We start from the raw sequence: 18,969 nt of genomic DNA, 5'->3' as shown, positions 1-18,969 counted from the left end.
CCAACTTCAACACGATCACCGACACCGACCTCGCCGAAACCCAACGGTTGCTCAACATCCGACCCCGGCAGACCTTGAACTTCCACACCCCAGCGGAGAAACTCGACGAGTACCTACGCGGTGTTGCACTCACCGCCTGAAACCGCCGCTCGAGTGGCGACGTGATGTCGCGACTCGCGGATGTGGGCAGGCTAGGCGGACTCCTGCTCGCGGATCTCGGTCTGCAGGTCGCGGAGGGTCGAGCGCAGCGCGCGCTCCGCATCCAGCCCCTGCGCCTTCGCCGAGGCGACGATCGCGAGCAGCAGGGGCCCGAGCTCGTCCTCACTGCCGACCTGGACGCCACCCTGCTGCTGGAGGTCGAGCAGGCCGACCTTCTCGGCGCGCCCCAGCAGCTTGTCCGCGAGAGCGAGCGAGGGCATCCCCTGCGGGATCCCGTCGAGCACGCTCGTGCGGCCCGGCTTCTCCTGCTTCTTGAGCTCGTCCCAGAAGCCGACGACATCCTCCGCCGTCTCCGCCGTCCGCGCGTCCGCGGCCGCACGGTCGCCGAACACGTGCGGGTGCCGGCCGACCATCTTCGCCGTCATGTGGGCGGCCACGTCCTGGATGTCGAAGTCCTCCCCCGGGGTGTGCGCCGCGATGTCGGCGTGGAACAGCACTTGGTAGAGCACGTCGCCGAGCTCCTCGAGCATTTCGTCCCGGTTGCCCGTCTCGATGGCGTCGATCAGCTCGTAGGTCTCTTCGATCAGGTACTGCACCAGCGATTCGTGGGTCTGGTCGGCGTCCCACGGACAACCGCCTGGGGCACGCAGCTGCGCCATCACCGCGACCAGCTCGTCGAGCTTCGTCGCGGAGTCCGGGAGCACCGCCGGCACCACCGCAGGACCGACTGTCTCGCCCATGCGAACCTCCTCGCTCTACGATTCACCCATCCTGCCACCGGGCCGTGCGACATGCCCGGCGCGGAGCACCAGGAGCGTCAGCGGGCGACGAACAGTAGAGTGGGGGACGGTGTGCCGGGAAGTCTGGTCGGCGTTGAATTCGTCCTCCCCTGCGCGCGCCAGCGCGAGATCGGCAGCCAGACATGAGCATCATCCGTTCCGAACGCACCGCCGCCGGCCTCCTGCTTGGCGCCGCCACCCTCGGCCTCGTGCTGGCCAACACCGGCGCCGGGCCGGCCCTGCTCGAACTCCAGCACGCGTACCTCGGTACCGGCGCGCTCAAACTGAGCATCGGGCACTGGATCAGCGACGGTCTGCTCGCGATCTTCTTCTTCATCGTCGCCGTCGAGCTCAAGCACGAGCTGGTCGCGGGTGAGCTGAACTCCTTCCAGAAGGCCAGCCACCCGGCGATCGCCGCCATCGCCGGGGTGATCGTCCCGGCGGGCGTCTACCTGGCGCTGACCGCGCGCACCCCCTTCGCGGACGGTTGGCCGATCCCCACCGCGACCGACATCGCCTTCGCCCTCGGCGTGCTGGCCGTCTTCGGCCGCGGACTCCCGAACCGGCTGCGCGTGTTCCTGCTCGCGCTCGCCGTGCTCGACGACCTCGTCGCCATCCTCATCATCGCTGTCTTCTTCACCCAGGACCCCAACCTGTGGGAGCTGGCCCTGGCGGCCGTCGTCGTGGCCGCTTTCGGGGTGCTGAGCCGCTTCCTGCACGGACGGATGCGCTGGCCGCTCGGGGTGCTCATGGTGCTGCTGGCGGTGCTCGCCTGGTTCCTCGTCTACGACTCGGGCGTGCACGCGACCATCGCGGGCGTCGCGCTCGGCCTGGTGATGGCGCGCCAGCCGGGAGGGCGCACCGCCCACGCCCTGCAGCCGTGGAACAACGGCGTGATCCTGCCGCTGTTCGCGTTCTCGGCCGCCCTCGTGGTCATCCCGGCCGTCGCGCCGTCGGACCTCTCGCCCGCGTTCTGGGGCATCCTCATCGCGCTCCCGGTCGGCAAGGTGGTCGGCATCTCGCTCGGCGGCTGGCTGGGCTCGTTCACCCGGCCCAAGGCGGAACGCGGGCGCATCGGCGCGCTCGGATTGGTGACCATCGGCGCGCTCGGCGGCATCGGCTTCACGGTGTCGTTGCTGATGAACGAGCTGGCCTTCGCGGGAGACGAGCTGGTGCGGTCGGAGGGCACGCTGGCCGTGCTGCTCGGCTCGGCGGTCGCCATCGTCGCGTCCGCGCTGCTCGTCACCGCTCTGGCGCGGCGGAACCGGCGGTTGCATCCGCACCCGCACCCACAGCCGCATCCGGAGTCGCAGTCGCAGTCGCAATCGCACCATTGAGCAAAGACGGCGAGCGGACTCGCGCCGACCGCCGCCCTCCCAGGTGCGTCAGCTCGCCTGCTCGGCCACCGACTCCTTCTCGGGGAAGAGTGCGCCGAGCAGGTCGGCGACCCAGCCGATCAGGTCGGCGTCCGGCTGCGCTTCGCCGTTGACCCGCGGCAGCGGAACCGTCGCAACCTTCGGAGCGGCATGGTACTTCGAGCCCGGGTACATGCGCTGCAGGCGCACCTGCAGCGAGTCCGGTAGCAGGGCCGGGGCCAGTCGCAGGTTGGAGCCCATGGCGACGACCTCGCCCAGGCCGGCCTTCTGCGCTGTCCGGCGCAGCCGGGAGACCGCGATCAGGTTCGTCACCGGCTCGGGGGGCTCGCCGTAGCGGTCGGTCAGCTCCTCCAGCACGAGGTCGATCTGGCCGTCCTTCGAGTTCGGTGAGGCCGCCGTCGACAGCTTCTGGTACGCCTCCAGTCGCAGGCGCTCGCTGTCCACGTACTCCTCGGGGATGTGCGCGTCGACCGGCAGCTCCAGCCGCAGCTCGGTCTGCCCCTCCGCGACCTCGCCGCGGAAGGTGGACACGGCCTCCCCGATCATCCGCAGGTACAGGTCGAAGCCGACCCCGGCGATGTGACCGGACTGCTCGCCCCCGAGCAGGTTGCCCGCGCCACGGATCTCGAGGTCTTTCAGCGCCACCTGCATGCCGCTGCCGAGATCGTTGTTGGCCGCGATCGTCGACAGCCGGTCGTGGGCCGTCTCGCTGAGCGGCTTGTTCTCATCCCAGAGGAAGTACGCGTACGCGCGTTCGCGGGCACGGCCGACCCGGCCGCGCAGCTGGTGCAGCTGGCTGAGGCCGTACTTGTCCGCCCGGTCGATGATGATCGTGTTCGCGTTCGCGATGTCGAGCCCTGTCTCGATGATCGTCGTTGAGACCAGCACGTCGAACCGGCGCTCCCAGAAGTCGACGACCACCTGCTCCAGCGCGTGCTCGTTCATCTTGCCGTGGGCGACCCCGATGCGGGCCTCGGGCACCAGCTCGGCCAGCTTGGCGGCCATGCTGGTGATCGACCCGACCCGGTTGTGCACGAAGAACACCTGTCCCTCACGAAGCAGCTCGCGGCGGATCGCCGCAGCCACCTGCTTCTCGGAGTACGGCCCGACGAAGGTGAGGATGGGGTGCCGGTCCTCCGGCGGCGTGGCGAGCGTCGACATCTCGCGGATGCCGGTGACCGCCATCTCCAGCGTGCGCGGGATGGGCGTCGCGCTCATCGCCAGGATGTCGACGTTGGTCTTCAGCTTCTTCAGCGCCTCCTTGTGCTCGACACCGAACCGCTGCTCCTCGTCGATGACGACGAGGCCGAGGTCTTTGAAGGTGACGCCGTCGGCGAGGATGCGGTGGGTGCCGATCACCACATCCACCGTGCCGTCGGCCATGCCGCGCAGCGTCTCCTTCGCCTCTTTGTCGCTCTGGAACCGACTGAGCTGCCGCAGGTGGATGGGGAACCCGGCGAAGCGCTCCTGGAAGGTCTCGGCGTGCTGCTTCACCAGCAGGGTGGTCGGGACGAGCATGGCGACCTGCTTGCCGTCCTGCACGGCCTTGAAGGCGGCCCGGACGGCGATCTCGGTCTTGCCGAAGCCGACGTCGCCGGAGATCAGGCGGTCCATCGGGATCGGCCGCTCCATGTCGGCTTTCACCTCGTCGATGGTCTGCAGCTGGTCGGGGGTCTCGGCGAACGGGAACGCCTCCTCCAGCTCGCGCTGCCACGGGGTGTCCTGCCCGAACGCGTGGCCCTTGCTCGCCATCCGTGCCGAGTACAGCTTGACGAGCTCCACCGCGATGTCGCGGACCGCGCGACGGGCCCGTCCCTTGGCTGCCGCCCAGTCGCTACCGCCCATCTTGGAGAGCTGCGGCGCCTCACCGCCGACGTACCGGGTGAGCAGGTCGAGCTGGTCGGTCGGCACATAGAGCTTGTCGCCGGGGTAGCCGCGCTTCGACGGCGCGTACTCGAGCACGAGGTATTCGCGCTTCGACTTGACCGCATTCCGTCCGCCGCTCGACACCTCGCGCTGGGTGAGTTCGACGAACTTGCCGATGCCGTGCGTCTCGTGCACGACGTAGTCGCCGGGCTTCAGCGCCATCGGGTCGACCACGTTCTTGCGGCGAGTCGCGAGCTTCTTCACCTGCCGTGAGTCGTAGCCGATGGTCCGGCCGTAGAACTCGGACTCGCTGATCAGGGCGAGCTTGATCGCGGGCAGCTCGAAGCCGTGCTCCGCCGTCGCCTTCAGCAGGTACGCGATGCCGGACTCCGGGTCGACGGGGAATTCCTCCACCGGCCGGGCCGGCAGCCCCGCCTCCCCCAGCACATCGGCCGCACGCTCGACCAGGCCGGCGCCCGCGGCGACGATCGCGACCTGCCAGCCGTCTCGCAGTCGGCCGCGCACGTGCTCCACCGCTCCGGAGACGTTGCCCTGGAAGCTGGGCACGGCCTCCGCCTGGATGCGGACCTGGAGGTGCTCCTCCAGCTCGCGCTCCTCCGGCAACACATCGTTCGCCTGAAAGCCGCTCATCGTCCACCACGGATGGTCCGGGCTGGGCGCGCCGGGACGGCTGAACTTCACCGAGTCCTTCAGCTGCTGAAGCGTCATGAAGTCGCCCGCGGCCAGGTCGATCGGCGCCGCCGCTCCGACGGTCGCGGCCGTCCAGGCGGCGGAGAGGAACTCGCGGTTGGTCTCGGCCAGGCTGACGGCGCGCGACGCCACGCGCTCGGGCGACAGCACGGCGACGGCGGTGCCCTCCGGAAGATAGTGCGTCAGCGGCACCAGGCGGTCGACGAGCGCCGGAGCCAGCGACTCCATCCCCTCGACCGGGATGCCCTCGCCGATCTTCGCGAGCATCGCGGACAGGCTCGGGAACTCGTGCTCCATCTCGCGCGCCCGCTGCCGGACGGACTCGCTCAGCAGCAGTTCACGGCTCGGCGGCAAGGCGACCGAGGCGATCGGCTCGGGCAGCGACCGCTGGTCGGCCACCGAGAAGGCGCGGATCTGATCCACTTCGTCGCCGAAGAAGTCGACGCGGTACGGGTGGTCGGCGGTCGGCGGGAAGACGTCGAGGATGCCGCCGCGCACCGCGAACTCGCCGCGGCGGGTCACCATGTCGACACGGCCGTAGGCCAGGTCGACGAGCTGCGCCGCCAGGCCGCCGAGGTCGAAGCCGCGGCCGCCGGTCTGCAGGTCGACCGTGGCGTAGTCGGTCAGGTTGTCGGCCAGGGGCTGCAGCGCCGCACGCACGGACGCGACCAGGATGAACGGGGTGCGCCGCTCCCCCTCCGCCCAGTCGCTGAGCCGGCGGAGTGCGGTGAGACGCTTGCCGACGATCTCCGCGCTCGGGCTGAGGCGCTCATGGGGCAGCGTCTCCCACGCCGGGAACTCGACGATCTCCGCCTCGGGCAGCAGGCAGGGCAGCGCGCCGCGGACCGACTCGGACTCACGGCCCGTCGCCGTGATCAGCAGCACGGCCTGCGAAGCGCCCTGCTCGGCCCGGCGCCGGAGAAGCCCGGCCAGGAGCGGTGCACGCAGCCCGTCGGTCAGCGAGAAGTCGGCGTCGCGCGCCGCATGAGCGAGCGCGTCGCCGAACGAGGAGTCGCGCGAGAGAGCATCGACCAGGCCCTGGAGTATCACTCGGTCGATTCTACGTGGGGCCGCCGACAGTTCCAGAGGCCCACAGTTCCAAAGGGTCGTCCTCGGTGCGCGGGCGTCAGATCCAGCCGTCGAGTGCCTGCATGAAGCCGTCGTGGTCGTCGCGATTGATGACGTGGCCGGACCCGGACACGATGCGGACCTCGTAGCCCTGGTCGCGGAGTCGCTCGGCGAGCTCCGGTCTCACGAGCCGCGAGTCGTCGGAGAGCATCACCAGGGACGGCACCGTCATCAGCTCGGGGGCACGCATCGCGGACGGCGTCACCACTACCGGCAGCACAGCACGGTCGAACACCCTGAACGTCTCCACCTCGATCGCAACGTCTGCCGGGTCCCAGCGCGGGTTGCGTTTCGCGATGCGGGACGCCGACTGGCGCGCGAGCGTGCGCAGGAAGGCCGGCGCCAGCATCCGCTGGAACCCGTTGGTGGCCGGGCACGAGAACGCCGGGTCGACGTAGATCACGCGCTGCGGGTCGAGCCGCTCGATGGCGAGGCTCACGGTCAGGCCGCCGAGCGAGTGCCCCATGACGAGTTCGGGACGCTCCGGAACGGTGTGGACGATGTCCTCCGCCATGAGGTCGGCCGAGTACTCCGCGGTGCGGGGGCTGTGGCCGTGGCCGCGCAAGTCCACGGCGATCACGTGGTAACCCCGGGCCGCCAGCACCGGCCCGACGCGACGCCAGTTGCGCGAGTCGGACATCACCCCGTGGACGAGGACCGCGTAGCGGTCGCCGTCGCCCCACTCGCGCGAATACAACTTCATTGCGGTCACGCTACGCGTCGGCACTGACGAACGGCAGGGCGTCCGCTACGCTCTGGCTGAGCATTCGCCGAGACCTTCCGGGGGGACACCGTGACCGACCAGAACCAGCCCGCCCACTCCGCAGACTTCCCGCCGCCTCCGACACCGTCGCCGGCGCCCCACGGCGAGGTGCCCCCACCGCCCGTCTACGCGGGCGCTCCGACTCCTCAGCCGCAGTTCGGGGAGGTCGTTCCGCCGCAGCCTCCGTACACCGGCGCTCACGCCGCGCAACCGCAGTACGGCGAGGTCGCTCCGCCGCAAGCGCCGAATGCGGGCGCTCACGCCGCGCAACCGCAGTACGGAGAGGTGGCTCCGCCGCAGCCGCAGTACGCAGGCGCCCCCGCTCCGCAGCCGCAGTACGGGGAGGTGGCTCCGCCGCAGCCGCAGTTCGGGGAGGTCGCTCCGCCGCAGCCGCAGTTCGGCGAATCCCCAGCGCAGCAGCCGGCCTACGCCCCGCCGCAGTACACCCCGCCGCAGTACGCGCCGGCGCCCTACGGCGCGCCATCCTTCGCGCCGAATGGATGGGGTGCCCCGGCGGCCGCACCGCCGCGTTCCCGCGCGCTCGGTCTCACCGCCGTGCTGATCGCGTCCCCGGTGTTCGTGCTGTCGGTCATCGCGTCCGTGGTGGTCGGGACGACCGCGGGACCGCTCGCAACGCGCACCGCGACGAGCTTCAACTTCAACACCAGCGACCTCACCTCCGCGCAGGCGGCGTCTTTCGCCCCGGTGGCCGCGCTGATGGTGGCGCAGATGGTTCTCGGCACGGCGCTGGGCATCCTCGCCCTCGTGCTCGGGATCGTCGCGGTGGCCACCAAGCGCGGCCGCGCCCTCGGCGTGGTTGCGATCTCCGTTGCGACGGCCGCCCCGATCGTCTCGTTCGCGGTCTACATCGGAACGCTGGCGGCGACTCTCCCGCCCGCGTGACCTGGCCGCCCGCCCATGCGCTCGTCCGGGTGGCCGGTCGAGAACGGAGGATGCCGCGGCCGAACCGGCCGTAGCATCCTCCGTTTCCCGTGTAGGGCGCCTGCCGGACCACATCTCTCCTCCCCTTTCCGACACGGCACGCCCGCGGAGCGGCTGCGGGAAAGGGAGGAGAGTCGGGTCCCAAAAGGCCGCAGGAGCGGGAAACGGAGGCGCTAGCGCCACCAAAGGGCCGGATCTCCTCCGCCAGCGGGAGGCCGCAGAAACGGAGGAATACCCGGCCCCGGAAGGCACCGTCTCGCCCGATCGCCTCCGGCACCGGGTCAGCGCGCGTGGAAGCGGTTCTGCGCCGGGGTGAGACCCTCGGCCGCGATCTGCTCGACGGCATCCGCCGCATCCGACACCAGGATCGGCAGGTTGGTCCGCTCGGCGGACGAGAAGGACTTGAGAACGTGGTCCGCCGCGCCCGACGATCCGGGCGGACGCCCGACGCCGACACGCACCCGGGCGAAGTCTCCCGTGCCGATTGCGGCGATCACATCCCGGACGCCGTTATGGCCGCCGTGGCCACCTCCGTGCTTGAGGCGGATGGTGTCGAATGGGATGTCCAGCTCGTCGTGCACCACGATCAGGTGCGACGGATCGAGCGAGTAGAAGCGCAGGAGCTGCGCGACCGGGCCGCCGGACACGTTCATGTAGGTGTTCGGCTTGGCGAGGACGAAACGCGGGCCGCCGGGGGTCAGCCGACCCTCGGCGACCGTCGCGTTCGTCTTGTGGGACTTGAAGGTGAGGCGGCCGCGCGAGGCGAGCTCATCCAGCACCATCTGACCCACGTTGTGGCGCGTGTTGGCGTAGCCGGGCCCGGGGTTGCCGAGCCCGACTACCAGCCAGGGCCCGTCAGGCTGCCCGGTCGGCGCAGGGTGACGGGATTCCATGGAAGGGGATTACTCCGAGGCGCTGTCGGCGTCGGCGGACTCGGTCGACTCCTCGTCCTCGGCGCGCGCGGCGGCCGGGACGACGATGTTGAGGATGAGGAGGTCCTCGTCCTCGGCGAGGGCGGCGCCGGCCGGAAGGTCGAAGTCCTTCGCGTGGTACTGGGTGCCCTCCGCGGCGTCGGTCACGTCGATGACGATCCGCTCCGGGATGGCGGTGGCCTCGACGTCGAGCTTGATGGTCGAGATCTCGAGCACGGCGATGGTGCCCGGGTACGACTCGCCCTCGACGTGCACCGGCACCTCGACGTTGACGCGCTCGCCGGTCCGCAGGACCACGAGGTCGAGGTGCTCGATGATCTGCGACACCGGGTCCTTCTGGACGTCCTTGACCAGCGTGAGCTGGTTCTTGCCCTCGATGTCGAGCTCGAGCAGCGCGTTCGCCTTGCGGAGCAGCAGCGAGACCTGGTGGCCCGGGAGGGTGACGTGGATCGGGTCGGTGCCGTGGCCGTAGATGACCGCGGGGATCTTGCCGACGGCGCGGATCTTGCGCGCCGCACCCTTGCCGAAGCTTTCGCGCAGCTCGGCTGCGACCTTGTTGGACTCGTCTGCCATGATGTCTCCTTAGCCGAGCGGGGGCCGGCTGTCAGGCGAGCCGCGTGGCCCGCAGTGTTGGTGTTGTTCGACTCGAACGCATCGAAGTGCGCGAGGAAAGACTGCGAAGCCTGCTCCACCGCGTCGATCACGGATGCCGGAGCATCCCTCGCCGAAGTTCAATGTGTGAGTCTACCCGATGAGCGGGGGCAGGTCGCGCGCGACCTCGGAGGCGAGCTCCTCGGGCGGACGGCCGACGTCCAACCGGACCCCTGCCTCATCGGTCTGCAGCGGCTCCAGTGTCGCGAGCTGCGAGTCGAGCAGCGATACGGGCATGAAATGGCCCGGACGCGCGGCCATACGAGCGGCCAGCAGATCCCGGCCGCCGTCGAGCTCGACGAAGACGGTGCCGGGCGCCTCCGCACGGATGAGGTCACGGTAGGCGCGCTTCAGCGCCGAGCACGCGACCACGACGCCCTGCGGCGCGGCCCGCTCGAGTGCGAGCCCCACCGCACGGAGCCAGGGGCCGCGGTCCTCGTCGGTGAGCGGCGTGCCGGCCGCCATCTTGGCGACGTTCGCAGCGGGATGCAGTGCATCGCCGTCGACGAACGGGAGACCCAGCCGCTCGGCCAGCAGCTCCCCCACGGTGCTCTTCCCCGAGCCCGACACGCCCATGACCACCACTTGCGGTACCCGCACACCGCCTCCTTCGCTTCGCGCCACCGCCAGTATGCCGCGTGACGCTGTGCGACTCGGCCGTCCGGCCGCCACGCTACGCTGGGAGGCACTGCTCGATACTTGCCACCAGCGGGAGAGCTGACCCCCGGACCATACCCGTCGCGGCGGACGGCTTCCGCCTGCCGCGGCACCACGAAGGAGCATGACGTGTCACAGGAAGAAACCGCCGCCGGCGGAGTCGCCAACATCGGAGTCGTCGGCCTGGCGGTGATGGGATCCAACCTCGCCCGCAACCTCGCCTCCCGCGAAGGCAACACGGTCGCGGTCTTCAACCGCACCTACGCCCGCACGGAAGAGCTGGTGAACGCGCACCCGGAGGCCGGTTTCGTCACCGCCGAACAGATGGACGACTTCGTCGCCTCGCTGTCGAAGCCGCGCACGGCGATCATCATGGTGCAGGCCGGCAAGGGCACCGACGCGGTCATCGACCAGCTCGTCGAGCGCTTCGAGCCGGGCGACATCATCGTCGACGGCGGCAACGCGAACTTCCACGACACCATCGCGCGCGAGCAGCGGATCGCGCCGAGCGGCATCCACTTCGTCGGCGCCGGCATCTCCGGCGGCGAGGAGGGCGCCCTCAACGGGCCGTCGATCATGCCGGGCGGGTCGGCCGAGTCGTACGAGACGCTGGGGCCGATCCTGGAGTCCATCGCCGCGGTCGCCGAGGGCGAGCCGTGCGTCACGCACGTCGGCACCGATGGCGCCGGGCACTTCGTGAAGATGATCCACAACGGCATCGAGTACGCCGACATGCAGCTCATCGCCGAGGCGTACGACCTGCTGCGCACCATCGGCGGCCTGTCGCCTGCGGAAATCGCGGACGTGTTCGCCGAGTGGAACAACGGCTACCTCGAGTCCTACCTGATCGAGATCACCGCTGAGGTGCTGCGCCAGGTGGATGCGGAGACGGGGAAGCCGTTCATCGACATCGTCCTCGACCAGGCCGGGTCGAAGGGCACCGGAGTCTGGACCGTCCAGAACGCGCTCGACCTGGGCGTCCCGGTCGGCGGCATCGCCGAGGCGGTGTTCGCCCGCGCGGTGTCCTCGAAGCCGAACCAGCGCGCGGCGGTGCAGGCGACCATCCAGTCGCGTCCGGACGTGCAGAAGGCGTCGGATGTCGCCGCGTTCGCCGACGACGTTTCGAAGGCGCTGTACGCCTCCAAGGTGGTCGCGTACGCGCAGGGCTTCGACGCGATCATCGCCGGCGCCGAGAAGTACGGCTGGGACATCAAGAAGGACCGCATCGCCAAGATCTGGCGCGGCGGCTGCATCATCCGCGCTCAGTTCCTGAACCGCATCGCGGACGCCTACGACGAGAACCCGAACATCGCGACCCTGCTCGAGGCGCCCTACTTCGCCGACGCCGTGCGTGAGGGCGAGGCGGCCTGGCGCCGCATCGTCTCGGCCGCCGCGCTCTCCGGGGTCCCGGTGCCCGGCTTCGGCGCGGCGCTGTCGTACTACGACTCGCTCGCCTCCAAGCGCCTCCCGGCCGCACTCGTGCAGGGCCAGCGCGACTTCTTCGGCGCGCACACCTACAAGCGCGTGGACAAGGACGGCGTCTTCCACACCCTGTGGTCGGGCGACCGCACCGAAATCCCCACCGAGTCCTCCTCCCACTAGCACTCCCGGCGCACGCCCCGCCGTCGAGTACACAAAAACTGCACGCAGATCGTCCAATCTGCGTGCAKTTTTTGTGTACTCGACGGCGGAGGCGCGAGAGGATGGGGTGGTGACGAACGAGGACCATCCGGAACTCGCAGAGTACGAGCCGCTCGGGGAGCGACCGCTCCGCGGCCGCGGGATGACGGTCGCCAGCCGGGTCTTCGTCGTCGTGGCGCTCAGCGCGTTGCTGCTGCCGGGCATCCTGCTGACGATCAGCATCCAGACGCAGACGGCCGAGTACACGTGCACGGTGTACACCCGGCAGTACCAGCCGGACGCCCTCAGCTCGTCGGCGCGATTCGAGTTCACCGGACCGGCGGGGCCCGGCTGGCAGTGCTACGCCCTCAACACCGAGGGCGACGCGACCTGGGTAGCGCCGCTGGGGCTGATCCCGTCAGCGCCGCACCGGCTGCCGTAACGCGGACGCCGTCGATCTTTGGGGACCCTTCTGACGAGAGCAGCACTCAGGATTCAGATCAGGAAGCTGAAGAGCAGGGTCGCCACGCACAGAAGCAACATGCCGGTTGCGTTGAGGAACAGGTTGCGGCCGAGATCGCGCGCTCGCACGTGCATCGCGATTGCGACAAGGAAATAGAGGATGAGGCAGAGAGACGTGATGATGCCGAGGCCGGGGATCCAGATGCCGGCGATCAACCCTGCTGCCGCCGCGAACTTGATCGGCGGCATCAGCCACCAGTACGTGCGCGGCCAATTCACCGCACGGTAGCACTCTGCGACGAAAGCGACAGGTTTCAGGCAGATCACGCCGTCGACGCAGGAGATCACGGCCAGCGCGACGATCGGCCAGACGGGGTCGGGAAGGAGGTGCATGGAAGCACCGTACCATACGGTACGGTAGGGTACGATGGGCAGATGACGCCACGGGACCGTTGGATCAACGAGGGCTTATCGGTATTGCGCGCGGAGGGCATCGCGGGCGTTCGAATCGATCGCATCGCGGCTCGGCTCGGGCTCACAAAGGGCTCGTTCCATCACCACTTCGACGGTGTCAGCGATTACCATCGATCGTTGCTCGAGTGCTACGAGTCAGAGGCCGTCGCGCGGATCGAGGGTGCTGCTGCGTCACTGAGCCGAGTGGGGCCGCAACGCGTCCTGGTCGATGCCTCGGCTCAGATTTCCAGCGATGCCGTGATGGAGGCCGCGATCCGGGGCTGGGCATTCGACGACGAGACGGCTCGGGCTACGGTGTCGCGGATCGACGCGGCGCGATTGGACGTCCTGAGACACGTCTGGCAGTCGATCGTTCCGAATGAAGCACAGGCGCGAGCGGCCGCACTGATCCCCCATCTGATTCTGATCGGAGCGTCAGTCGCCGTTCCTCGCCCGACCGCGCAGGAGATGACAGACGTCTTCGCACTACTGGGCACGCTCATCCCCTCGGTTCCCGGTGCCGAGCCACCCGAGGATCGTCCCACCGACAGGGTGTGATGACTCCTGCGCGTGCCTCAGCTGCTCCCTGCGGGCCAGAGCCTCGGAAAGGGAGGTGGATGCGGACGACGCGCCGCCGGGACGCGGAAAAGGGAGGACATCCGGCCGCGTCGCGGCGCGATGTCCTCCCTTTTCGAGACAGACCGTGGAAGCTACGCCGCCCCGTCGAACATCGACGTCACCGAACCATCGGTGAACACCTCGCGGATCGCACTCGCCAGCAGCGGCGCGATCGGCAGGACCGTCAGGCCCTCCCAGCGCTTGTGCTCCGGAAGCGGCAGGGTGTCCGTCACGACGACGGACGAGATGGCGTCGCTCTGCAGCAGCTCCACCGCCGGGTCGCTGAACACGGCGTGCGTCGCCGCGACGACGACGCCGGTGGCGCCCGCCGCTTTCAGCGCCTCTGCCGCCTTCACGATGGTGCGACCGGTGTCGATCAGGTCGTCCACCAGGAGGCAGACGCGCCCGTCGACGTCGCCGACGATCTCGTGCACCGAGACCTGGTTCGGGACGAGCGGGTCGCGACGCTTGTGGATGATCGCCAGCGGCGCACCCAGCTTGTCGCTCCAGATGTCTGCGACACGGACACGGCCCATGTCGGGCGAGACGACGGTGAGCGTCGCCGGGTCGAGCTCGCGCTTCATGTGCTCCAGGAGTACGGGCATCGCGAACAGGTGGTCGACCGGGCCGTCGAAGAATCCCTGGATCTGCGCGGCGTGCAGGTCGACCGACATGATGCGGTCGGCTCCGGCCGCCTTGAACAGGTCGGCGACGAGCCGGGCCGAGATCGGCTCGCGGCCGCGGCCCTTCTTGTCCTGCCGGGCGTACGGGTAGAAGGGAGCGACCACGGTGATGCGCTTGGCGGACGCGCGCTTGAGCGCATCCACCATGATCAGCTGCTCCATGAGCCACTCGTTGATCGGCGACGTGTGCGACTGGATCACGAACGCGTCACAACCGCGGACGCTCTCGTCGAAGCGCGCATAGATTTCACCGTTCGCGAAGGTGCGAGAGTCGGTGGGGATGAGCTCGCTCCCGAGACACTCCGCGATCTCCTGCGCGAGCTGGGGATGCGCCCGACCGGAGATGAGGACGAGCCGCTTCTGGCCGGTCGTGGTGATCCCTGACACTTACTCTCCACTCTCCGGAGCAGCGTCGCTCTCGCGGGCGGCCCTGTCGGCGTCTGTACCCGGCCGCTTCTGCGCGACCCAGCCTTCGATGTTGCGTTGCGGGGCGACCGTCAGCGCGAGGGCTCCCGCGGGAACATCCTTGCGGACGACCGTTCCTGCCCCGGTGTACGCTCCGTCACCCATCCTAACCGGCGCGACGAGCACGGTGTTCGTGCTGATCCGGACGTGGGAACCGATGACCGTGCGGTGCTTGTTCACGCCGTCGTAGTTGGCGGTGATCACACCGGCGCCCAGGTTGCCCTTCTCGCCGACCTCTGCGTCGCCGACGTAGTTGAAGTGCGCCAGCTTGGTGCCGGCTCCGATGATCGCGTTCTTCGTCTCGGTGAAGGTGCCGATCTTGCCCTGCTCCCCCAGCACCGTCCCCGGGCGGAGGTAGGCGAACGGCCCGACCGTCGCGCCCGCGCCGATGACCGCGAGGGTGGCGTCTGTGCGCGTCACTTTCGCACCCTCCCCCACCTCTGTGTCGAGGAGCGTGGTGTCCGGTCCGATGGTCGCCCCGGTCTCGACCAGGGTCGCGCCGCGGAGCTGGGTGCCGGGAAGGATGGTGACGTCGGGTGCGAGCTTGGTCTTCACGTCGATCCAGGTCGTCGCCGGATCCTGCACCGTCACACCGGCCAGCTGCCAGGTGCGGACGATCAGCGCGTTGAGCTTGGCCGCCGCATCGCTGAGCTGGGCGCGGTCGTTGATCCCCTCGACCAGCCAGGACTCGGCCACGGGGAGCGCATCCACGTCGAAGCCCGCCTCGCGCAGCAGCCCGATCACATCCGTCAGGTACTTCTCGCCCTGGACGTTGTCGGTGGAGACGAGCGCGAGCTTGTCGCGCAGCGCGGCCAGCCCGAACAGGTAGATGCCGGCGTTGATCTCGCCGAGCTCGCGCTCCTCCGGAGTCGCGTCCTTGTGCTCCACGATGCGGTCGAGGTGCCCCTCCGGCGTGCGGACGATGCGCCCGTAGCCGGTGGGGTCGGCCGGGAAGCTGGAGAGGATGGTCGCTGCGGCCTCGCCGGAACGGTGCCGCTCGATCAGGTCGCGGAGCGTCCCCGCGTCGAGGAGCGGCACGTCACCGTTGACGACGAGGACGTCCCCGCTGAAGTCGTCCGGGAGGGCCGCAACGGCCTGCTCGACCGCGCGTCCGGTTCCGGGCACCTCGTCCTGGTCGACGATCACCGCCTCCGGCATGTCGGCGCCGATGACCTCCGCGAGGCGGTCGCGCTCGTGACGCACGACCGCGATCACGTGTGCGGCGCCCAGCTCGTGCGCGGTCGCCAGCACGTGCGAGACGATCGGGATGCCGCCCAGCGGGTGCAGCAGCTTGGGGATGGCGGACTTCATCCGCGTCCCCTGCCCCGCCGCGAGGACGACGATGGCGAGATTCTGGTCGGTCATGTCCACTCCAGGGCTGGGGCTGATGGTTTCGCTCCGCCTCCAGGACTCGAACCTGGACCTAACAGCTCCAAAGGCTGTCGTGCTGCCATTACACCAAGGCGGAATGCGCGAATCGCGCAGGTGACAGTCTGCCAGACGCGGCCCAATAGCATGGGGGCATGGCCGACGCACGCGACGAGGTGGACCGCATCGTGGGCGCCTGGCTGCGCGAACGACCGGACCTCGACTTCGCGCCGCTCCAGGTGCTCTCGCGGGTGGACCGTCTCTCCCGGCACCTCGACCGCGCCCGCCGTGGTGCCTTCGAACGCTCCGATCTCGACTCCTGGGAGTTCGACGTGCTGGCCGCCCTGCGTCGCGCCGGCGCGCCGTACCAGCTGAGCCCGAAGTCCCTCCTGCAGCAGACGCTCGTCTCCTCCGGCACGATGACGAACCGCATCGACCGGCTGGTCGCGCGGGGCCTGGTCGAGCGCCGCACCGACCCGAACGACGGCCGCGGCATCCTGGTCCAGATGACCGCGCAGGGGCTCACCCGGGTGGATGCGGCGATCACCCGGCTGGTGGATGCGGAAGCCGACCTGCTCGACGGTCTCTCGACGGCGGACGCTGAGCGATTGGCCGGGCTGCTCCGGAAACTGAGCCTCGGCTTCGACGCCGAGGGGTGACGGTCGTGCCGCCGAGGCGGGCGCTGGGCGCGCCCATACCCCGCTCCCAGGTGTCTGTTATGCCGCTCTCATAAAATCGACGGCGATGAGACTCTCCCGACTGAAGCGACTCCCGTCCCGGGTCAAGCGTGCCGCGCGCTTCGAGATCCACGCGCACTGGCGCCGTCAGCCGATCGTGCGGGGGTCGGTGCTCTACGAGTCCTTCTCGGGCAACGGGATGCTCGACAACCCGGAGGCGATCTTCCGCGCCCTGCTCGCCGCCCCCGACCTCGGGCAGCTCACCCACATCTGGGCGCTCTCCGACCTCCGGCTGTACCGCGCCGCGGTCGAGGAGTTCGCCGACGACCCGCGGGTGAGCTTCGTCCGCTTCGGCTCGGCCGCGTACTACCGGGCGCTGGCGACCAGTCAGTACCTCGTCAACAACGCGACCTTCCCGCCCGACTTCTCGAAGCGTCCCGGCCAGGTGTACCTCAACACCTGGCACGGCACCCCGCTGAAGCGGATGGGCTACGACATCGAAGACGGCGCGCTGGCGACGGCCAACATCCTCCGCAACTTCGTCCAGGCGGACTACCTGCTCTCGGCGAACCCGTTCATGTCGCAGCAGATGTACGAGACCGGCTACAAGCTGTCCGGTGTCTACCGGGGAACGCTGGTCGAGGAGGGCTACCCGCGCATCGACCGGCAGTTCCTCGACGAGGGCGGACGCGAGGACGTTCGCCGCCGCCTGGCCGCCGCGGGCATCCCTCTCGGCGACCGGAAGGTGATCCTGTACGCGCCGACCTGGAAGGGTGAGACCTTCGGGCGCCCGGAGGACGACCTGGATGCGCTGCTCGCGCACATCGCCCAGATCGAGGAGCGCATCGACACCAGCCGCTACGCCGTGCTGCTGAAGACGCACCAGACCGTGCACGCCCTCGCGGCGCACCATCCGGAACTGAAACGGATGCTCGTGCCCAACGAGATCCCGACCAACCTGGTGCTCGGCGCGACCGACATCCTGATCTCCGACTACTCGAGCATCTTCTTCGACTTCCTGCAGACCGGCCGGCCGATCGTGTTCTTCACCCCCGACCTCGCCGACTACGCCGGTACCCGAGGGCTCTACTTCGAGCCGGAGGAGTGGCCCGGCCCGGTGCTGATGTCGGCACGCGAAGTGGGCGACCAGCTCCACGCGATCGCCGAGGACGGCGACGCGGTGCCCCCAGAGGCGCGCGAACGGTACGCCGACATGCAGCGCCGCTTCACGCCCTATGAGGACGGCGAAGTCTCCCAGCGCGTGATCGACATCGTCTTCCGCGGTGCGCGCGACGGCTATCGGCTGCGCACCGGCCTCGCCGACGACGGTCGCCAGAAGATCCTCCTGTACCTGGGCGGGATGCGACCCAACGGCATCACTACATCGGCCCTCAACCTGCTCAACAACCTCGACCACGAGCGCTACGACGTCTCCGCGTTCTTCGCCCAGAGCCGGTCGGGGGTGATCATCGGGAAGCAGCGGCAGATCCATCCCGACGTCCGCCAGTTCCCCCGGGTCGGCGGCATGAACGGCGCGAAGCTGCTGCACCTGGCCCGCCACCTCGACTTCCGTCGCGGGCGCATCGCACAGCACGCCGACATCCCGAACCGGAACAGGCTGTGGGATGACGAGTGGTACCGCTGCTTCGGCGACAGCCGGTTCGACTATGTGGTCGACTTCTCCGGCTACGGTCCGTTCTGGGCGACCCTCCTGCTGCACTCCCCCGACGCTCAGCGCGCGATCTGGCTGCACAACGACCTGGCGTCGGACGCGCACAGGGAAGTGAACGGCGAGAAGCGGATGCTGCACAGCCTCACCCAGATCTTCACGCTGTACCGGCAGTACGACCACCTGGTGTCCGTCTCGCCGACCCTGTCGGAGATCAACCGGGAGTCGCTCGCGGAGTACGCGGAGCCGGAGAAGTTCGTCTCGGCGCTCAACACCGTCGACGCCGAGCACATCCTGGAGAACGCCACGGCCGACCTGCACGAGCTGACCTTCGACGAGGAGGTCGGCAGCATCCCCGACTGGGCGGAGCTCCTGCTCGGCGAGGACGACGACGTGACCACCTTCGTCAACGTCGGCCGCCTGTCGCCGGAGAAGAACCAGGCGCGCCTCATCCGCGCGTTCGCCGCCGTGCACGCCGAGAACCCTCGGACCCGCCTGGTGATCGTCGGGTCGGGTCCCCTCGCCGGGGAGCTGGAGGCGCTGGTCGGCGAGCTGCGCCTGCAGGGCTCCGTCTTCCTGACCGGGATGCAGCGCAACCCGCACGCGATCATGGCGAAGGCCGACTGCTTCGTGCTGTCCAGCGACTACGAGGGCCAGCCGATGGTGCTCCTGGAGGCGCTGGTGCTGCAGCTGTCGATCGTCACGGTGGAGTTCGCGTCCGCCAAGAACGCCCTGCCCGCCGGCAGCGGCATGGTCGTGCCGCAGAGCGTCGAGGGCGTGGCCGACGGCATGCGGGCGTACCTCCGCGGCGACGTCCCCGACAGCCACTTCGACTACACCGCCTACAACCGCAAGGCCGTCTCCGAGTTCTACCGCGCCATCGGCGCCTGACCCCCTCTCCTGCTTCCCCGCGCCCTGCGTCTCCGCGCGCCCTCCGCCTCCGCGCGCCCTCCGCCTCCGCGCGCCCGCGCCCCACCGTCGAGTCCACAC

At 69.4% G+C, this 18,969-nt stretch carries 16 protein-coding genes, 1 tRNA gene and 1 pseudogene; 8 read left to right on the top strand and 10 right to left on the bottom strand.

The annotated features are described in order from the left end of the window. Nucleotides 1-140, top strand: a pseudogene (locus tag AB4079_RS19275) (IS30 family transposase); the annotation flags it as partial. Nucleotides 141-191: 51 nt separating this feature from the next. On the opposite strand, the gene AB4079_RS19270 reads toward AB4079_RS19275, so the two are convergent. After that, nucleotides 192-899: a MazG family protein gene (locus AB4079_RS19270; protein WP_441788946.1), complete on the bottom strand. Its 708-nt coding sequence runs from the start codon at nt 897-899 to the stop codon at nt 192-194. Between the two features lie 182 nt (nt 900-1,081). Between AB4079_RS19270 and AB4079_RS19265 the strand changes: the two genes are divergently transcribed. Further along, entirely contained in the window at nt 1,082-2,275 is a 1,194-nt protein-coding gene (locus AB4079_RS19265; protein WP_441788945.1) for a Na+/H+ antiporter NhaA, read from the top strand. Nucleotides 2,276-2,323: 48 nt separating this feature from the next. On the opposite strand, the gene mfd is transcribed toward AB4079_RS19265, so the two are convergent. Both mfd and AB4079_RS19255 read right to left on the bottom strand, forming a co-directional pair. Continuing rightward, nucleotides 2,324-5,941: a transcription-repair coupling factor gene (gene mfd / locus AB4079_RS19260; RefSeq protein ID WP_441788944.1), complete on the bottom strand. Its 3,618-nt coding sequence runs from the start codon at nt 5,939-5,941 to the stop codon at nt 2,324-2,326. Nucleotides 5,942-6,017: 76 nt separating this feature from the next. Further along, entirely contained in the window at nt 6,018-6,722 is a 705-nt protein-coding gene (locus AB4079_RS19255) for an alpha/beta fold hydrolase (RefSeq protein ID WP_441788943.1), read from the bottom strand. 90 nt (nt 6,723-6,812) lie between these two features. Here AB4079_RS19255 and AB4079_RS19250 point away from each other — a divergent pair, with 90 nt between their 5' ends. Next, nucleotides 6,813-7,685, top strand: a complete 873-nt coding sequence (locus AB4079_RS19250) for a hypothetical protein (RefSeq protein WP_441788942.1) — start codon at nt 6,813-6,815, stop codon at nt 7,683-7,685. 320 nt (nt 7,686-8,005) lie between these two features. On the opposite strand, the gene pth is transcribed toward AB4079_RS19250, so the two are convergent. The 3 genes from pth to AB4079_RS19235 form a co-directional block, all read right to left on the bottom strand. Further along, nucleotides 8,006-8,617: an aminoacyl-tRNA hydrolase gene (gene pth, locus AB4079_RS19245; protein ID WP_441788941.1), complete on the bottom strand. Its 612-nt coding sequence runs from the start codon at nt 8,615-8,617 to the stop codon at nt 8,006-8,008. 9 nt (nt 8,618-8,626) lie between these two features. After that, entirely contained in the window at nt 8,627-9,229 is a 603-nt protein-coding gene (locus AB4079_RS19240) for a 50S ribosomal protein L25/general stress protein Ctc (RefSeq protein ID WP_441788940.1), read from the bottom strand. Between the two features lie 171 nt (nt 9,230-9,400). After that, on the bottom strand, nt 9,401-9,883 hold the full coding sequence (locus AB4079_RS19235) for a gluconokinase (protein WP_441788947.1): 483 nt from the start codon (nt 9,881-9,883) through the stop codon (nt 9,401-9,403). 210 nt (nt 9,884-10,093) lie between these two features. On the opposite strand from AB4079_RS19235, the gene gndA reads away from it, so the two are divergent. Further along, nucleotides 10,094-11,566, top strand: coding sequence for an NADP-dependent phosphogluconate dehydrogenase (gndA, locus tag AB4079_RS19230; protein WP_441788939.1), 1,473 nt, complete (start codon nt 10,094-10,096; stop codon nt 11,564-11,566). 109 nt (nt 11,567-11,675) lie between these two features. Beyond that, nucleotides 11,676-12,026 (top strand): hypothetical protein, encoded by a 351-nt coding sequence (locus AB4079_RS19225; RefSeq protein WP_441788938.1) that lies wholly within the window; start codon nt 11,676-11,678, stop codon nt 12,024-12,026. Between the two features lie 53 nt (nt 12,027-12,079). Here AB4079_RS19225 and AB4079_RS19220 read toward each other — a convergent pair whose 3' ends face one another. After that, the gene (locus tag AB4079_RS19220) at nt 12,080-12,439 is read right to left on the bottom strand and encodes a DoxX family protein (protein ID WP_441788937.1); all 360 of its coding nucleotides are present in this window, start codon (nt 12,437-12,439) and stop codon (nt 12,080-12,082) included. 42 nt (nt 12,440-12,481) lie between these two features. Between AB4079_RS19220 and AB4079_RS19215 the strand changes: the two genes are divergently transcribed. Next, entirely contained in the window at nt 12,482-13,057 is a 576-nt protein-coding gene (locus AB4079_RS19215) for a TetR/AcrR family transcriptional regulator (RefSeq protein ID WP_441788936.1), read from the top strand. 152 nt (nt 13,058-13,209) lie between these two features. On the opposite strand, the gene AB4079_RS19210 is transcribed toward AB4079_RS19215, so the two are convergent. The 3 genes from AB4079_RS19210 to AB4079_RS19200 form a co-directional block, all read right to left on the bottom strand. Beyond that, nucleotides 13,210-14,187, bottom strand: coding sequence for a ribose-phosphate diphosphokinase (locus tag AB4079_RS19210; RefSeq protein ID WP_441788935.1), 978 nt, complete (start codon nt 14,185-14,187; stop codon nt 13,210-13,212). Next, a complete protein-coding gene (glmU, locus tag AB4079_RS19205) occupies nt 14,188-15,630 on the bottom strand; it encodes a bifunctional UDP-N-acetylglucosamine diphosphorylase/glucosamine-1-phosphate N-acetyltransferase GlmU (protein ID WP_441788934.1) in 1,443 nt (480 codons plus the stop codon). It abuts the gene before it with no gap. A gap of 31 nt (nt 15,631-15,661) precedes the next feature. After that, a tRNA-Gln gene (locus AB4079_RS19200) sits at nt 15,662-15,733 on the bottom strand. Between the two features lie 55 nt (nt 15,734-15,788). Between AB4079_RS19200 and AB4079_RS19195 the strand changes: the two genes are divergently transcribed. Both AB4079_RS19195 and AB4079_RS19190 read left to right on the top strand, forming a co-directional pair. Next, a complete protein-coding gene (locus tag AB4079_RS19195) occupies nt 15,789-16,292 on the top strand; it encodes a MarR family winged helix-turn-helix transcriptional regulator (RefSeq protein WP_441788933.1) in 504 nt (167 codons plus the stop codon). A gap of 85 nt (nt 16,293-16,377) precedes the next feature. Continuing rightward, on the top strand, nt 16,378-18,870 hold the full coding sequence (locus AB4079_RS19190) for a CDP-glycerol glycerophosphotransferase family protein (protein WP_441788932.1): 2,493 nt from the start codon (nt 16,378-16,380) through the stop codon (nt 18,868-18,870). The last annotated feature ends 99 nt before the right edge of the window (nt 18,871-18,969 follow it).

The organism is Leifsonia sp. 2MCAF36 (assembly GCF_052115525.1).
GTDB lineage: Bacteria > Actinomycetota > Actinomycetes > Actinomycetales > Microbacteriaceae > Leifsonia.
This window is presented reverse-complemented; position numbering and strand designations above follow the sequence as displayed.

Coding starts and splice junctions, on each gene's coding strand:
- AB4079_RS19270 (WP_441788946.1), bottom strand. CDS start 899: ATGGGCGAGACAGTCGGTCCTGCGGTGGTGCCGGCGGTGCTCCCGGAC.
- AB4079_RS19265 (WP_441788945.1), top strand. CDS start 1,082: ATGAGCATCATCCGTTCCGAACGCACCGCCGCCGGCCTCCTGCTTGGC.
- AB4079_RS19255 (WP_441788943.1), bottom strand. CDS start 6,722: ATGAAGTTGTATTCGCGCGAGTGGGGCGACGGCGACCGCTACGCGGTC.
- pth (WP_441788941.1), bottom strand. CDS start 8,617: ATGGAATCCCGTCACCCTGCGCCGACCGGGCAGCCTGACGGGCCCTGG.
- AB4079_RS19240 (WP_441788940.1), bottom strand. CDS start 9,229: ATGGCAGACGAGTCCAACAAGGTCGCAGCCGAGCTGCGCGAAAGCTTC.
- AB4079_RS19235 (WP_441788947.1), bottom strand. CDS start 9,883: ATGGGCGTGTCGGGCTCGGGGAAGAGCACCGTGGGGGAGCTGCTGGCC.
- AB4079_RS19220 (WP_441788937.1), bottom strand. CDS start 12,439: ATGCACCTCCTTCCCGACCCCGTCTGGCCGATCGTCGCGCTGGCCGTG.
- AB4079_RS19215 (WP_441788936.1), top strand. CDS start 12,482: ATGACGCCACGGGACCGTTGGATCAACGAGGGCTTATCGGTATTGCGC.
- glmU (WP_441788934.1), bottom strand. CDS start 15,630: ATGACCGACCAGAATCTCGCCATCGTCGTCCTCGCGGCGGGGCAGGGG.
- AB4079_RS19195 (WP_441788933.1), top strand. CDS start 15,789: ATGGCCGACGCACGCGACGAGGTGGACCGCATCGTGGGCGCCTGGCTG.
- AB4079_RS19190 (WP_441788932.1), top strand. CDS start 16,378: ATGAGACTCTCCCGACTGAAGCGACTCCCGTCCCGGGTCAAGCGTGCC.